The 16,621-nt window shown below is 53.1% G+C and carries 10 protein-coding genes and 1 riboswitch; of the genes, 6 read left to right on the top strand and 4 right to left on the bottom strand.

Going from position 1 to position 16,621, the window contains the following annotated elements; genetic code table 11:
* Nucleotides 1-251 precede the first annotated feature (251 nt).
* Nucleotides 252-332, top strand: a riboswitch (SAM riboswitch).
* 61 nt (nucleotides 333-393) lie between these two features.
* The 3 genes from metZ (at nucleotide 394) to EBB79_RS14705 (ending at nucleotide 4,664) form a co-directional block, all read left to right on the top strand.
* Nucleotides 394-1,584, top strand: coding sequence for an O-succinylhomoserine sulfhydrylase (metZ, locus tag EBB79_RS14715; protein WP_127749588.1), 1,191 nt, complete (start codon nucleotides 394-396; stop codon nucleotides 1,582-1,584).
* 236 nt (nucleotides 1,585-1,820) lie between these two features.
* Nucleotides 1,821-2,924 carry a GTP cyclohydrolase FolE2 gene (gene folE2 / locus EBB79_RS14710; protein WP_127749587.1) on the top strand — a complete coding sequence of 368 codons (1,104 nt, stop codon included), beginning with the start codon at nucleotides 1,821-1,823 and terminating at the stop codon, nucleotides 2,922-2,924.
* 294 nt (nucleotides 2,925-3,218) lie between these two features.
* Entirely contained in the window at nucleotides 3,219-4,664 is a 1,446-nt protein-coding gene (locus EBB79_RS14705; protein ID WP_127749586.1) for a TrkH family potassium uptake protein, read from the top strand.
* 55 nt (nucleotides 4,665-4,719) lie between these two features.
* Here EBB79_RS14705 and EBB79_RS14700 read toward each other — a convergent pair whose 3' ends face one another.
* The gene (locus EBB79_RS14700; RefSeq protein WP_127749585.1) at nucleotides 4,720-5,082 is read right to left on the bottom strand and encodes a hypothetical protein; all 363 of its coding nucleotides are present in this window, start codon (nucleotides 5,080-5,082) and stop codon (nucleotides 4,720-4,722) included.
* A gap of 180 nt (nucleotides 5,083-5,262) precedes the next feature.
* On the opposite strand from EBB79_RS14700, the gene EBB79_RS14695 reads away from it, so the two are divergent.
* A complete protein-coding gene (locus EBB79_RS14695; RefSeq protein ID WP_127749584.1) occupies nucleotides 5,263-6,501 on the top strand; it encodes an aspartate kinase in 1,239 nt (412 codons plus the stop codon).
* Nucleotides 6,502-6,544: 43 nt separating this feature from the next.
* Nucleotides 6,545-8,800 carry a phosphoenolpyruvate--protein phosphotransferase gene (ptsP, locus tag EBB79_RS14690; protein WP_127749583.1) on the top strand — a complete coding sequence of 752 codons (2,256 nt, stop codon included), beginning with the start codon at nucleotides 6,545-6,547 and terminating at the stop codon, nucleotides 8,798-8,800.
* A 696-nt stretch (nucleotides 8,801-9,496) separates the two neighbouring features.
* Here the strand turns inward: ptsP and EBB79_RS14685 are convergent.
* The 3 genes from EBB79_RS14685 to EBB79_RS14675 form a co-directional block, all read right to left on the bottom strand.
* Nucleotides 9,497-10,099 carry an acyl-homoserine-lactone synthase gene (locus tag EBB79_RS14685; RefSeq protein WP_127749582.1) on the bottom strand — a complete coding sequence of 201 codons (603 nt, stop codon included), beginning with the start codon at nucleotides 10,097-10,099 and terminating at the stop codon, nucleotides 9,497-9,499.
* A 227-nt stretch (nucleotides 10,100-10,326) separates the two neighbouring features.
* Complete coding sequence (locus EBB79_RS14680) at nucleotides 10,327-12,102, bottom strand: response regulator (RefSeq protein WP_238704921.1); 1,776 nt, start codon at nucleotides 12,100-12,102, stop codon at nucleotides 10,327-10,329.
* Nucleotides 12,103-12,392: 290 nt separating this feature from the next.
* Entirely contained in the window at nucleotides 12,393-13,361 is a 969-nt protein-coding gene (locus tag EBB79_RS14675; RefSeq protein WP_127749581.1) for an SMP-30/gluconolactonase/LRE family protein, read from the bottom strand.
* Between the two features lie 245 nt (nucleotides 13,362-13,606).
* Between EBB79_RS14675 and EBB79_RS14670 the strand changes: the two genes are divergently transcribed.
* Entirely contained in the window at nucleotides 13,607-16,384 is a 2,778-nt protein-coding gene (locus EBB79_RS14670; RefSeq protein ID WP_164860822.1) for an ATP-binding protein, read from the top strand.
* The last annotated feature ends 237 nt before the right edge of the window (nucleotides 16,385-16,621 follow it).

Here is a 16,621-nt window from a genome sequence, read left to right as displayed (position 1 = left end):
GTGTTGGTCAATAGGCAGGTGTTTCATGATATCGTTTCGAAAAATGCCGCAGGCACTCCGATCGGTTTTATGCCGCAACGCCATATCAGGATACCGCTTTTCTTTTTGCGGTGCGCTCTTGCTTTTTGGTGTGATTTTCCGATATCTGATCGATAGTAGCTGGATTGATCACTTGCTGAAATCTGCGCTATGTCATCTTTGGTAAGGCATTTTAGGACGTCAGTACCAAAGGCAAAATTAGTCAGGGGGACCACCCTGACCGTGCGCGATTTGTTACCGGATTGCGGGGCCACGTAAAACACTCCCGCTAAAGAGGTCAGGATGTGAAGGAACCCCTTTTCGCTTGGCCGAATTGGGGTTTTTTAGTGCGCAAAAGGCGCAGGAGGACATGTGATGAGCGAAAACTGGAACAAAGCAACCAAGATGGTGCATGGTGGCACCCGCCGCAGTCAGTATAACGAGGTCAGCGAGGCGATATTCCTGACTCAAGGGTTCGTCTACGAGACGGCCGAACAGGCCGAAGCGCGCTTTATCGATACTGGTCCGGACGAGTTTATTTACGCGCGTTATGGAAATCCGACCGTTGCAATGTTCGAGGACCGCATCGCCCTGCTGGAAGGCGCCGAAGATGCCTTTGCCACCGCCTCGGGCATGGCGGCAGTCAATGGGGCGCTCTGCGCACAGCTAAAGGCCGGAGATCACATCGTCTCGGCCAAGGCGCTGTTCGGCTCCTGCCTGTATATCCTGGAAAATGTTCTGGCCAATTTCGGCGTTGAAGTGACATTGGTGGATGGTACCGACTTGGATCAGTGGCGCGCGGCTGTGCGCCCGGACACCAAGGCCGTCTTTTTCGAATCCATGTCGAACCCGACACTGGAGGTGATCGACATCGCAGCGGTGGCCGAAATCGCCCATGGTGTCGGGGCCACCGTGGTGGTTGATAATGTGTTCTCGACACCGGTGTTCTCCAACGCCATTGCCCAAGGCGCCGATGTGGTGATCTACTCTGCCACCAAGCATATTGATGGCCAGGGACGCGCATTGGGTGGCGTGGTCCTGGGCACCAAGGATTTCATCCGCGGCACGCTTGAACCTTACATGAAGCACACTGGCGGATCACTTAGTCCCTTTAATGCCTGGGTATTGCTCAAAGGCTTGGAAACCATTTCCCTGCGTGTCAATGCACAGGCCGAAAGCGCGTTGAAAATTGCCACTGCTCTGGACGGACACGCGGCGCTGGCCCGCACTATCTATCCAGGTCTGCCGGGTCATGCACAAAACGCGCTGGTGCAACGTCAGTTGGGCGGCAAAGGCGGCACCGTGTTGTCACTGGACTTGATAGGCGGCAAAGAGGCGGCCTTCAAATTCCTCAATGCCATGACTATTCCGGTGATTTCCAACAATCTTGGCGACGCCAAGTCCATTGCCACTCACCCGGCTACCACGACACATCAACGCCTGCCTGAGGATCAAAAGGTTGAGCTGGGTATTACACCGGGGCTGGTGCGGTTCTCGGTCGGACTTGAGGATGCAGATGATTTGATTGCAGATTTGCAGCAGGCTCTTAAGGCGGCCCAGAGCTGACACTCAGACTGTCAGGAATGGCTGCATATTCACCTGGGCAAAAATATCCTCGGGGGTGAATTGCCCATCAGGGCAAGAGGGGGCAGACAGTCCCCTCATTTTCATAGCCGGTTACAAGGAACGGCTGATTTGGTGGGGATGCTGCCGCAAATGGCGCATCTCTTTTGTATTCCTTTGGCTAAAAGGTTACACAGGCACTCTGCTGTGCAGCTGCCGCCACGAAGGAAAATGTGCTGATGAATATCCACTCAGGTGAAACCGACACTGCGCCAGATCGTGATGCAGCCGCTGCGGCACTTGCGTTGCTGCGCAATTGGGCTGCCGGCGCAACTGCGACCGAGATTGCCCAATTGGATCCAGCGGTAACCCGGTTGCTGCCCGACGTAGAGTTGCGGAATTACCCTGATTTGTCCCGCCAATACCCCAAAGATTTCAAATCAGATGAGGCATACCGGGACACATTGCCCGACCTGCAGAACGGACCGGCCAGCCTGATCCGTGGTGCCCGCCAACAGATCCAGCATGTCGGTATATCCAATTTCCGACTGCCGATCCGGTTTCACACCCGCGATGATGGGGACCTGACATTAGAGACCTCGATTACAGGAACCGTGAGCCTGGAAGGCGAGAAAAAGGGCATCAATATGTCCCGGATCATGCGCAGTTTCTATAAACACGCGGACCGGACGTTTAGCTTTGAAGTGATGGCGGCCGCACTGGATGACTATCTAACAGACCTGGACAGTCCAGATGCGCGCATCCAGATGCGGTTCTCGTTTCCGGCACGGGTGAATAGCCTGCGGTCGGGGCTGTCGGGTTATCAATATTATGATCTCACGTTAGAGCTGGTTGATCATGATGGTATCCGCGAGAAAATCATCCATCTCGATTACGTTTATTCCTCAACATGTCCCTGTTCGCTAGAGCTCAGCGAACACGCCCGTGAGACCCGCGGTCAACTTGCAACACCGCATTCTCAACGTTCAGTGGCGCGACTGTCGGTGCAGGTAAAACCCGGTGGGGACTGTCTGTGGTTTGAGGATCTAATTGATCACTGCCGTCGGGCGGTTCCGACCGAAACTCAGGTGATGGTCAAGCGAGAAGATGAACAGGCCTTTGCTGAGCTGAACGCCGCCAACCCGATATTTGTTGAAGATGCTGCGCGGTTGTTCTGCGAAGCCCTGCAAAGTGACCCCCGCATTGGCGACTTTCGTGTGTTGGCCAGTCACCAGGAAAGCCTGCACAGTCATGACGCGGTCAGTGTATTGACCAGCGGTGAGACTTTTGTTGCCCGCAGTCTCGATCCACAGTTGTTTTCAACACTGATACATCGCGGTTGATGAGGGCGTAGGCTTTTGGATTGATCGTTCGAAAGTTATCTCTTTTCACAACCCAACTTCTCCCGCCCGTCACCGGTCTCCTTACGGAGGTCCGGTTCCCGTTGGGCGTGGCGCCGCGCAAAGCGCGGCGCCACGCCCAACTCTGCAAGGTGCCGGCAAAGCCGGTGACCTGTGCAGAGGCGGGAGAAATTCGTTTTCCGTGTCCCTGTTGGCCTGCATCAATTTGGTGCGCGAGTTGTCAGAAAGTCCCCTTTGGCTTGACAGCAGAGGGTCTGAGCGCCAAGCCTGCGCGTCATGTTAGATCTTCGCCCTGTTGGATATGTCATCGGTCTGCTGGTTGCCATTTTGGGCGTAACCATGCTGTTTCCCCTGTTAATTGACCTTAGGGACGGACAGGGCGAGTGGCCGGTATTCCTGGAAAGTGCTGTGTTCACGGTATTGGCAGGTGGGCTTATTGCGTTGAGTTGTGCCAATGGGGTGCGCGAAGGGCTGACCATTCAGCAAACCTTTCTGCTGACCACCGGGGTTTGGCTCGCCTTGCCATTGTTTGGCGCGCTGCCCTTTGTTTTGGGCGCGACCGAGCTGCGTTTCGTGGATGCATTCTTTGAGGCGATGTCGGGTCTGACCACCACCGGGTCTACAGTTGTCTCTGGGTTGGACGGGATGCCCCGGGGTATCTTGTTGTGGCGTGGTATTCTGCAGTGGCTGGGCGGTATCGGTATTATTGTTGTGGCAATGGTGTTCCTGCCTGAGCTGCGGGTCGGGGGTATGCAGATTTTCCGTTCTGAAGGCTTTGACACCTTTGGGAAAATCCTGCCGCGGGCAACCGAAATATCGTCACGAATTTCAGTGATTTATGTGTCTTTGACGACGATATGTGCATTGGCCTATGCAGCAACCGGGATGCAGGCATTTGACGCGGTGGTGCATGCCATGACCACCGTGGCGACAGGTGGTTTTGCCAATTACGATGCCTCGTTCGGGGATTTTTCTGACCAAGCCCAATATGTTGCCGTTGTGTTTATGTTGCTGGCGGCATTGCCCTTTGTGCGCTTTGTGCAGCTGACCGGGGGGCATGCCCAACCGCTGCTGCGCGACAGTCAAATCCGCGCTTTTTTTGCCACCGGCCTAATATTGGTTCTGGTCCTGACTGTTTGGAACATGAGCCACATCGGCCAGTCCGAGGTCGGGTTTCGTGAGACTTTGTTCAATACGGTCTCATTGTTGACTGGAACTGGCTACGCCAGCGCTAACTACATGACCTGGGGTGGGTTCCCGGTGACCGTTCTGTTCTTTACAGGGTTGATTGGAGGCTGTGCTGGCTCGACCGCCTGCTCGATCAAGATATTCCGGTATCAGCTGCTGTTTGCATCTATCAAAGCCCAAATCCAGCGTATTCGATCGCCCCATGGAGTGTTCACGCCACGCTATGCGGGCCGGGCTGTCGGGCCGGACATTTTGAGCTCGGTGATCTCATTCTTTGTTTTCTTCATTGTCACCATCGGTCTTGTGGCCTGGGGCTTGGCACTGACCGGGTTGGATTTCACTACCTCTGTGTCAGGCGCTGCAACGGCTGTTGCCAATATAGGTCCAGGCCTGGGAAATATTATTGGCCCGGCCGGCAATTTTGCCGGGCTGAATGACACAGCCAAATGGATATTGATCTCGGCTATGTTGATTGGCCGATTAGAGCTGATGGCGGTCTATGTTTTGTTTACCATCCGTTTCTGGCGGGCATGAGATTGCCTTGTTGACACGTGTGGCAGTGGTGCGTGCAAGCACGCACCCTACAATGTTACTTCCCGGCGAGCAGGCTATTGGGGATCTCGAAACGCTCTTGTGGTGTGATGTGCACGATCGTGGAATTGGCTAGGGTCTTTGATCCCATTGACCCGGTGCTGTCAGTCGACGTGATTTTCCCATCGGTCGCATAGAGATACCGCACCTGACCACCCGGAAGCAACACACGCAAAGTGACAGAGCCATCTTCCTTGGGCAGAATCTCGACCGGGCAGCTGCTATTGGGTTGACCATCCTGGGCCGCGCAGTCGATGTGACCAATAGAGCGGGTGCCGTCGGTGCCTGCAATATTGGCATTATCGGCAAAACCGGACAAAGGCAGTACTGTCGCGCAGGCCAAAGCCGCAAAAAATCGCATGAAAATCCCTTTCATAGATATCATTTGCGCCGACAGTCGCACCGGGTCATCGGGCTGTAAACCCGTCGTTTGCCCCTATAGTCCCCTGTGGTGAGAGACGGCGACTGCCCTTGCTCTTGCATCGCGGCTCGCTTAAGACGCGGGGGATTGAAATACGCCAGCGCATGGAGAGTGTCCCCAATGCCGGTACTTGTTATGAAATTCGGCGGCACCTCAGTCGCCAACCTGGACCGCATCCGCCGGGCCGCCAAACGCGTTGGTGTCGAAGTGGCCAAAGGCTACGATGTCATCGTTATCGTCTCGGCGATGTCTGGCAAGACCAATGAAATGGTGGGTTGGGTTGAAGAGACCTCGCCGCTGTTTGATGCCCGCGAATACGACGCGGTGGTGTCGTCGGGCGAGGCTGTGACCGCAGGACTAATGGCCCTGACGTTGCAGGAAATGGACGTTCCGGCCCGCAGTTGGCAAGGCTGGCAGGTGCCACTGCAAACCACCAGCGCCCATAGTCAGGCCCGGATCGAAGAGATTGGTACCGAAAACATCAATCAAAAATTCGGCGAGGGCATGAAGGTCGCAGTGGTCGCGGGTTTTCAGGGTGTTAGCCCCGAAGGCCGCATCACCACGCTGGGCCGGGGCGGATCGGACACCACGGCCGTGGCTTTTGCCGCTGCCTTTGACGCCGTGCGCTGCGATATCTACACCGACGTGGATGGGGTCTATACCACCGACCCCCGTATCTGCGACAAAGCCCGCAAACTGGACAAGATCTCGTTCGAGGAAATGCTGGAACTGGCCTCGCTAGGGGCTAAGGTTCTGCAGACCCGATCTGTCGAGCTGGCAATGCGGTTTAAGGTTAAACTACGTGTTCTAAGCAGTTTTGAAGAACAATCTGATGAAGCCGGCACACTGGTCTGCGCCGAGGAGGAAATCATGGAATCCAATGCAGTGGCCGGTGTGGCCTATTCCCGCGACGAGGCTAAGTTGACACTGTTGTCCGTCGCAGACCGTCCCGGCATCGCTGCCATCATCTTTAACTCACTTTCTGAAGGTGGCGTTAATGTTGACATGATCGTGCAAAACATCAGTGAAGATGGACGCACGGATATGACCTTCTCGTGCCCAACGGATCAGGTGGTCCGGGCCGAGCAGGCGCTGTTGAAAACCAAGGGCGCAGGTGACTTGAACTACGCTGAATTGGTCGCCGACAAAGATGTTGCGAAAATCTCGGTGGTCGGCATTGGCATGCGCTCACAGTCTGGTGTTGCTGCTAAGATGTTCAAAGTGCTGTCGGATGAAGGTATCAACATCAAGGTGATCACCACGTCCGAGATTAAAATTTCCGTGCTGATTGACCGGAAATACATGGAACTTGCAGTCCAAGCATTGCATGATGCCTTTGATCTGGACAAGGTTGCCTAAATCTAACTGGCAACCTGACACCCGTATTGCGTGAACAGGGCCCATGGCTGACAGTACTGAATCTGAAAGCCGCAAACTACTGGTGCGGCTGCGCGAGGCAATGGCTGGCGATGACGCCGGCCAGGCCCGTCTTGATAAAATCACTCATCTGATCGCCGATAGCATGGGCACCGAGGTGTGCTCGGTCTATTTGTTCCGCGATGACGACACGCTGGAACTGTGTGCAACAGAAGGATTGAACACCGAATCCGTGCACCAAACGCGTATGCGTCTGGGAGAAGGTCTGGTGGGTCGCGTTGCCAAATACGGCAAGGTGGTAAACACACCAGACGCGCCAAACGCCAAGGGTTTCCGCTATATGCCGGAAACTGGCGAAGAGCGGTTCTCTTCGTTCCTCGGCGTTCCGGTGCAGCGGCTGGGCGAAAAGTTGGGTGTGCTGGTAGTACAATCGCGCGAAGAGCGTGAGTACTCAGCTGATGAAGTCTACGGGCTGGAAGTGGTGGCTATGGTCATCGCTGAAATGACCGAGCTTGGCGCCTTTGTGGGCGAGGGCGCGGCCCTGTCCCCATTGCACCAGCAATCTGTGCTTTTACGCGGGACTTCGGCTCAAGAAGGATCCGCCGAAGGACATGTCTGGCTGCATGAGCCGCGCGTCGTGATCACCAATCCTATTGCAGATGATCCGCACCGCGAGTTGGAGCGTCTAAATGAAGCTGTGGACGAGCTGCGTGTGGGTGTCGACAAGATGCTGGAAATGTCGCTGGACGGTGACAAGGAACAGATGCAGGTGCTTGAAGCCTATCGTATGTTTGCCAATTCCAAGGGTTGGATGCGGCGCATGGAGGAGGACATTGCCCGCGGTCTAAGCGCCGAAGCTGCTGTTGAAAAAGAGCAATCTCAGGCTCGCGCCCGTATGAGCCAGGTCCAGGATTCCTATCTGCGCGAGCGGTTAAGCGACCTAGACGACCTGTCGAACCGATTGTTGCGAATCCTGACCGGGCAGGGCGCGACCTCTAGCGCCGACCTGCCAGCGGATCCAATTCTGATTGCCCGTAATATCGGCCCTGGTGATCTGCTGGAATATGGTCGCAGCCTGCGCGGGGTGGTGTTAGAGGAAGGATCGGTTGGCAGTCACGCGGCAATTGTTGCGCGGGCTTTGGCCATTCCATTGGTCGTGAATGCAAAACGTATCACCACCGAGGCGCTGAACGGCGATTACATTCTGGTGGATGGTGATCAAGGGGTGGTGCATTTGCGCCCCGAAGATATGGTGACGGCGGCGTTTCGCGACAAAATGGCGATGCAGGCCAAGGCACAGGAACGTTATTCCTCCATTCGCGACCGTCCAGCAATCACCAAGGATGGAAAGACCGTCAACTTGTTAATGAACGCCGGGCTGATGGCGGATTTGCCATCCCTGGACAGTTCGGGTGCCGAAGGCGTGGGATTGTTTAGGACTGAACTACAATTCCTGGTGCGTAATAAAATGCCGAAACGCTCGGAGTTGGTGGTGCTGTATAAGCGGGTTCTGGACGCGGGACATGGCAAACGTGTGGTGTTTCGGACCTTGGATATCGGTTCGGACAAGGTTCTGCCCTATATGAAGCCTACGGACGAGCCTAACCCCGCATTGGGTTGGCGTGCGATCCGGGTGGGACTGGACAAGCCTGGAATGATGCGGATGCAGCTGCAGGCGCTCATGCGCGCGGCTGGTGGCCGGCCCTTGACCATCATGTTCCCATTTGTTGCGCAATTCGAAGAGTACCGTGCGGCGCGCGCCGAGGTGGAAAAAACACTAGAGCGGGAACGCCGTTTGGGTCACCCTCTGCCCGAAGTGCTGGATGTGGGCGCGATGTTGGAAACGCCCTCACTGGCCTTTGCACCGCAAAAGTTTTTTGACGAAGTTGGTTTCTTGTCCATCGGCGGCAACGATCTAAAGCAATTCTTCTTTGCGGCTGACCGCGAGAACGAACGGGTGCGCAAGCGGTATGACACGCTGAACGTCAGTTTCCTGAGCCTGATTGAACGGATTGTTGAACGCTGCGAGACAAGCAAGACACCGCTGAGTTTTTGCGGCGAAGATGCGGGTCGTCCAATCGAGGCAGTGTGTCTGGCCGCCATTGGGATCCGAAGTCTTTCAATGCGACCAGCGTCGATCGGACCAGTAAAATCCTTGCTGCTGCGTGTGGACTTGGACGCGCTACGTAAGATAATTGCGGATGCCCGTCATCGAGGCGATCAATCGGTACGCCCTGCGGTGATGGCCTACCTTCGTGACCTTGGCGTCTCCGGTTCCTGAGCCATTTAATTTCCGAAATTTCGTAATCTGGCGGCTCGATGGGGTCGATGGTGGCTTGAGATACTTATGATTAACGTACCTTTTTTCTTGTCGCTGTGGATAAATTCTAAAGTAAATATCACATATCTGATATTTTCTTCGATTTCTCAATATTCTTGGATTTCACTAAGACGGATGCAGTTCCAGGCAGTCTGAGCCCCGTTTTGAACTACTGCAGATGTTGTCCACAAGTTATCCAAGAGATATCCACATTCAATATCGAGATTAATGATTTGTTATTGAAAGATTATTTTCCTTAATACTCATATTGATCCTGTACCTGGTTTTCGTCGATCTCATGTCAAAATATTTCACAGCTTCCCGTAAGTATCTGAAATAAATGGTTTTAGAGTTTCGTTGTTTTTGCTGGAGTTGCCGGGTAGGTGGCATAGATGAACGAGGGGCTGACAGGAAGATCAGAAAATCCCTAAAGAGAGTGTACCGGGATCGATGAAATATCCTCAGACAGTCTTTTTGGACAGGAATTGAGCCCCGTTTGAGTGCGACGACCTGGGCGTCTTTGGGATCCAGACCAGCGCTGTTATCTTGCATTTACAGTATGTTCTCCAGTACACTTAATGGGGAGCCTGTGTCGAACACCTCCTGCATTGACAGTCCAAATGTTTGATGTGGTTTACTGGACCACTTTTGATCGCATCACGCAGCGTAGCTGCGCAGGTTCTTTGTATCGACCTTGAGATGATACGCCTGACAGGTTTCCCCGCCGACTTCAAAGCGAGGTCCGGCAGGTGAAATAGTCAATCCGGTTCGGCGCATTAGAAAGCCGGCCGTTACTGACGTAAGGCAAAGGTAGGCTTTGATATTCCAGTTCTGAGCCAGTCGGGCGAGATTTAATCCAATTTCATTCCTAACGCGCATGCGATCGCGGCTGCTAAGAGAGTCTGCAACAAAGACTCTGCTAACCTCCCAGATCCCAGAATCCTGCGGAGCGGGCTCGTCGAGAATACTTAAAGGCAGATCGGGCAGCAGGCCAAGCTGCGCATCTCGCAACATGTAACTGGCACTAATACTATGCGCAGTCGATGGCGTCACCCGAAGACCGCCATAAACAGTCATGCCGTTATGAATTGTGCAATAGATACTCTCAGGTGTATCATATTGATCGAATTCAAGTCCTCGAACATTTGGAAGTTTCCAGCCGAGTGTTTCGATGAAGTGGTGATATCTGGCGCGTAAAAGTGCCGTGAAAAGAGTTCCGGTTTCACCAAGATTATCAAAGGTGATATCTGTCGACTGCATTGGGGTGCCTGACCATTTGTTTCCCCCTTAAGAGAAAAGTCTTAAGGGTTTTCCTAAAATTTGAAACAACCTGAACAGGTTATCGTAAATTTTGCGTTAATATATCAGGACGTTGAAGGCAGGATTTGCGTTTGTCTATCAAGCAAGTGGCGGAATAGTGCCGAGACGCGAACTGAGCAGATTCCGTTCGCGTGTGATAGTTCCTTAATATCGTATTTGTATTGGGTTCAGGCCGCCCCAATAATTTGATCAGCCGCGACTTTACGGATTTCGGATAGCAACACGGCTTTTTTAACTGGCTTTGCAATGTAACCCGCAACGCCGAGTGCGAGATAACGCTCCCGGTCCTCTGGAGCGGCGTTTGCAGTAAGCATAATAACAGGTGTTGCGCCAATCCGTCCGCCGCGCCGCGCCATTTCTGCTATTGTTTCACGGCCATCCATAACAGGCATTTTCATATCCAACAGGATGAGATCTATTGGCTTGCGTTCCAAGCACTCCAGCGCCTCGGCGCCATTGGTGGCTTCCGTAATTTCGAATTCGCTCTTTTTAAGAAAGGCACGAACAACCATTCGGTTTGATGCGGTATCGTCCACCACCAGGATCGACTTCTGACCTGGCACTTTAACACTGTCGTCGCTGTCCTGAACCACGGATAGGGACGGGACAGGGTGGTTCTCAGTGCTCTCCAGAACGCTTATCTGGCTGGTGAATGTAAAGCAGCTGCCCTGCGTAGGGCTGGATAGCACGGTAATATCCCCCCCCATCATACGCGCAAAACGGCGCGCGATGGCCAGTCCAAGGCCGGTGCCGGGAACTTTCGGGGCATCCTTGTCTTCGACCCGGTAAAAATCCGTGAACAAATGGGAAGATTGATTGGCTGTCATGCCGCGGCCACTGTCTGAAACCTCGACTGTGAGCGTTGATTGACTTCCATTCGGCTTGCAGTACGCCACGACAGAGACGTGCCCCGCATCGGTGAATTTCACCGCATTTGACACGAGGTTCCCAATCACCTGGCGTAACCTCAGTGCGTCAAATTCAGCATAGCTCGGCATGTCGTCAGCAATATTTATGTCAAGGCGAAGTGCCTTGTCGCCTGCTGAGGCCCGAAACACTTCCACTGCGCTGGCAATTTCCAACCCAGGCGCGGCTGCCGCGAGGCTAAGCTCGACATGACCAGCCTCAATTTTTGCGTGATCGAGGACATCATCCAGAATGCCAGTGAGCGCCTGCGCAGATTTTCGGAGCAACTCGGTGCGCTCCCGTAGTGTCTCGGGATCGCTATCTTCCTCGTCGATAAGCTCGGACATCCCGCAAATAGCATTGAGTGGGGTTCGGATTTCGTGGCTCATGGCAGCAAGAAAACGGCTTTTGGCACGGCTCCCAGCCTCAGCGGCGCTTAAGGCACCACGCAAGCGACTGGTTAGCCGATTGAGCGTCCACATACTGTGCGCCACATAGCCTGCGCCAAGCACCATGATGATAACCGCGATGAGAATTTCCACCGGGCTGGCGAAAAAGTACAGAAAGCTGACGATCATGAAGCCAACAGCGCAAATAATTGGTACCGCAGTGAGAATACCAAAAAGCATCCATTCAGAGCGTGCCACCACACTATGATTGAGTGCGATAATGACCAGCATTGTTCCAGCCAACTTTGGAAAGGGTTCCGGCTGCAGGAACAGCAGCAATGGGATCGAATTGAAGACCCAAATTCCAATAAATGCAGAGCCGCCAAGCATAACGATGCCGCTCAGCGTTACCTCGCGTTCTAACTTTCTGTAGGCAAATAGGCCCGCAAGTTCGATCAAAGCGAGTGCAAAGTAGACTATCCCTACCGTTTGCATTGGCAGGTAGTAGAGCGATAAGAATGCGACGAGCGTGATAGACGTAACCCGGGAAGGAAGGTCGGCGCGGACCAATTTATTCTGGGCGGCCACGGAGGTTTTGAGGTCAGGTGACAAATTGAACCTACTCATCATTCCAGCGGTAACCGACACGTCGTTTCCTTTTTAGCGAATAGGTGTAGAAGGCAACCACCCACCGCCTTTTACCACAGGTGACTTGCTTTCTTCCTTGAAATTGCGGCAAAATAATGGCCTGCAGCAAAATATGGCTCACAGGCACCACAAACAATGATGCCAATTTTAATCAATTACTCCAGTGTTGCAATTTGGCTTTGTGTCAATCGTAGTCTCATTACCCAGGTCAGTGCCCAAGATGGGAGCTGTCGATTTCGACGATCTGGCCGATTATTCTGCCACATGGATGCCATCGGAGAGCGGCTGCATTAGCCCCCAATGACGCCTGCCACATTCACATAGAGCGCATAGACTGATGTACTCGATGCCATAAAGATCCGGCTGTTTGCACGGCCGCCAAAGCACAAATTAGCACAACGTTCCGGCAGGGCGATCCGGCCGATTGGGGTTCCATCCGGGGCAAAAATCATCACCCCATCCAAGTCATCGCTCCCCATGCCCCATCCGCACCAAAGGTTGCCCTCGACGTCCACTCGGAAACCGTCAGGTGTACCGCGCCCGGCATCAATGAGTACCCGCTTGTTTGCGATCTGCTGCCCATCAGAAGTTACATCATACTCTAGAATTTTCCGGTGTGGTTCGCCTCGGGACTCGACAATATAGAGCTTTTGCTCATCTGGGGAAAACGCCAATCCGTTTGGTCCCAGAACGTCATCTGCAATAATAGTGGCCGTACCCGTATTTGGATCGAACCTATAGACGTTTTGCCCCAGCTCAGGCTCCGCTCTGTGCCCTTCGTAATTGCCCAGAATGCCAAATGGTGGATCCGTAAACCAAATCGATCCGTCCGATTTTACAATGACGTCATTGGGCGATGACAGTGGTTTGCCGTCATAACTGTCTATTAAAACAGTGATTGACCCGTTGTATTCCGTACGTGTCACCCGCCGGCCGCCATGTTCACAGGTGATCAGGCGGCCCACCTTGTCGCGGGTCTGCCCGTTTGCAAAATTTGATGGTTCTCGATACGTTGAGACCGCTCCGGTTCCCTCGTCCCACCGCATAATCCGATTGTTGGGGATATCGCTCCATAACAGACAGCGCGCATCGCCAAACCACACAGGACCTTCGTTCCAGCGACAGCCGGTGGCCAGTCTTTCTACCGCCGCCAGGGGGAGTTTGTACTTGTCAAAACGAGGATCCAGAGTGATCACGGCAGGATCAGGATAGCGAGAAGCCGGTCTCCATGCACCTTGGCCTGTGTCGTCGCAGTGCATGGTTAGCTCCTTATTTTCAAACAATTATGCGTATAGTGACACTCTAAGTGATCAAATGGGATTTGCACAAGGTCCCCATCAGTTCCAGCGATTTAGGCCAATGACAAGAGTTGATGCCAGGTGGTGGGTCAATCGCAAATTTCTTTCACAAGCCAACATCTGAGCTAAATAGTTGTACGCACAGGATGTCCTTTGCCACGAAATCCGATTGGTCCGGTACTCTTCAGAGAATATGGAATGTCAGCATGCGGAAATTGGTTCAGTCAATCGCCTTTAGGTTATCCATACCTATTCCATTTTTTTTCTTGTTGTGCATGGCAATCGCTTGGGTCGCCATTCCACGTGTATTGGAGAAAAACACCATTGCCTTTGCCACTTCATCGGCAACGAATATGGCGAACCAAATCAAGATTATCAGAGGATATTACACTCAGAACGTAGTTATGGATGTTGAGGCTGCCAGTGATATCTCGGTTGGGATCAAGCACGAAATTGACACCAGTATTATCCCGCTCCCGGCTACATTCGTCCATGATATCAGCAAACTGTTTGTCGACCAGGACATTAGCCTTTCGTTATACAGCCCCTTGCCATTCCCGGGTCGTGCGGATCGCCAGATGGACAATTTCATGCAGGAAGCCTGGATCTATCTGAACGATAACCCTGAAGGTACCTACACGCGTCGGCAAGATGAAAATGGCAATACCATTCTGCGAGTTGCTGTAGCAGACCGAATGGTGGCAGAGGCTTGTATTTCCTGTCACAATTCACATCCCGACACCCGAAAGTCCGACTGGAAGATAGGAGATGTGCGCGGAGTGCTGGAAGTTCGCCAAAATATTCAGGGCGCGCTGATAACCTCACTTGAGCTGACGCACAATATCCTGTTTGGCGTGGCAGCGACTGGGCTTGGTCTGCTATTGGTTGTGTGGTTCATAACTCGGACGATTACTCGCCCTATCTCCGAGATCTGCGAATCCATGGATGTTTTGGCTACTGGTAATCTGGATAGTGACATTCCAACTGCTAACCGTGGCGATGAGCTTGGTTGGATCGGAAAAACGTTGGCCAACCTGAAGGATGATCTGAAGCGGGCGCGCACTGCTGCAGGAGAGCGGAGCGAGCAGATGGCGGCGCTGCTTGACGCGCTTCCAGACAATTATTTCCGGATCGACAACCAGGGTACCATTCTAGAATACCGCGTTCGCCCCGGGGCTGGTTCAGTCAATGATCCCGTCGCATTTTTGGGTCGCAGAATGGCCGAGGTTTTTCCACCGGTTCCACTTGCGCTGTTTGAGGAGAATATGCGCAAGCAACAGAGCACGCGGGAGATGGTGACTTGGGAATACTATCTAGAGTTTGAGGGGGAACGAAAGGATCGTGAGGCGCATCTTTGTCCTATCTCCGGGTCCGATGAGATGGTTCTGGTGGTGCGTGATGTTTCAGAACGGCGCCAGGCAGAACGGCAACGTGCCCACGCCGAGGCCCACCTGGAGCGCATTGTCGCCAGTCTCCCGGGAGCGGTGATCAGCCGGAGATCCACCAAATCGGAAGGCATTAAAATTATCTATGTGAGCTCCCAAAGTACGGACCTCTGGGGCTATTCGCCAGAGGAATCCTACGGCGAACATGACGTTCTCGGGTCCACAATTGATCCAAAGAACCGGCGTGAATTGAAACGGATCATGAGAAATGCCATCGACAATTTTGAAACATATTCCTACCGATATCAAATCACCACAAAGGATGGCGAGCGCAAGTGGTTGGAAACGTGCAATAATTGCGTTCTTCATGAAGACGGGTCGGTTTTCAATGATGGGTTTATCAGGGACGTGACAGCTGAAGTCACAGCGCAAAATCAACTTGAGGCACATCGCAAATTAACCAACCACGCCCAAAAACTCGAGAGCATGGGCCAGCTGACGGGGGGCATGGCGCATGATTTCAATAATGTTTTGGCGACAATTATGTTCAGCCTTGAATTGTTACGCGACAACGAAACCGTCGTTGAGCAGTTATCTCTGATTGAGGTGGCTCTGACCGCTGCACAGCGTGGAGCTCAACTGACAAGCAGTATGCTGGCTTTTGCAAGCAAAGCGCATTTGGAACCAAGCGTGATCAATCTTAACGCTCTGGTGAACGAGACACACAACTGGGCTGGTCGTACCTTGCCTTCCAATATTGAAGTTACAACGTCTCTCTTGGCTGATCTTTGGCAAATTAGGGCGGACGTCAGTTCGATTGAAAACGCACTTTTGAACCTGTTCGTAAACGCTCGCGATGCCATGCCCGATGGGGGAATGCTAACTATCAAAACCTCAAACATAGTCATCGACGAGGGCTATCTTGATGCGCGCCAGCAAAAGATGTCGCCTGGCCGATATGTCGTACTGGCTGTCAGCGATACCGGGCACGGTATTCCGAGTGAAATATTGGAGCATATCTTTGAGCCGTTTTTCACCACCAAAGAACCCGAGAAAGGGACCGGTCTTGGATTGGCGACGATTTTTGGCTTCATGCAACAGTCTGGTGGCACGGTGCAGGTCTACTCGAAGCTTAACTTTGGAACGACTTTTGAACTTTTCTTTAAGGCGGTCACCGAAGAGTTGGAAATCACGATAGAGGAACCCACTCAGGCAGCAAATCACCTGGGCCAAGGTCAAAAGATCCTTCTCGCTGAAGATGACAAAAATGTTCTTCCTATTTTGGTCGCAACGCTTGAGAAGGCCGGGTACCATGTGACAGCGGCCAATTCAGGGGATAAAGCCCTCGAATTGTTCGAGGCGAACCCGACTTTCGACTTGCTGTTGACGGATATTATGATGCCTGGGAAGCTTAAAGGGATCGCCTTAAGCCGGGCTGTTCGCGAAATAGAGCCGGAACTTCCCGTCGTCTTTTTGTCCGGCTACGCGCGTGAGGCAACGGACCAAGGCAATGGGTTCGGACCGGAAGACATCTGCCTGACGAAACCTGTCAGGCGCGCGGATTTACTGGCTGCCATTAAGAAGTCTCTTAATGGGTGAACGGCTTTGTTGCACAAATCGGTTGAGGGGATTCATGTCGTGAATCCAGTATGATAGCTATCTGACATTGAATGTGCTATTCGGACTCCGCTTGCGACAAACAACTCGGTTCGTAGGAAATTTGTTTGAGCTGACGGGGCTGGACTGATCGGTGCCCGATTTCAGCACCTTGTGCCGACGGCAAACGACCTTGCCGGTTTCCAAACAAGGATGCAGCACAGGCAGCTGCGAATTCAG

It is taken from the genome of Parasedimentitalea marina (genome assembly GCF_004006175.1).
GTDB classification, from domain to species: Bacteria; Pseudomonadota; Alphaproteobacteria; order Rhodobacterales; family Rhodobacteraceae; genus Parasedimentitalea; species Parasedimentitalea marina.
The sequence above is the reverse complement of the archived record's forward strand: the minus strand, read 5'-3'. Positions and strand labels throughout refer to the sequence as shown.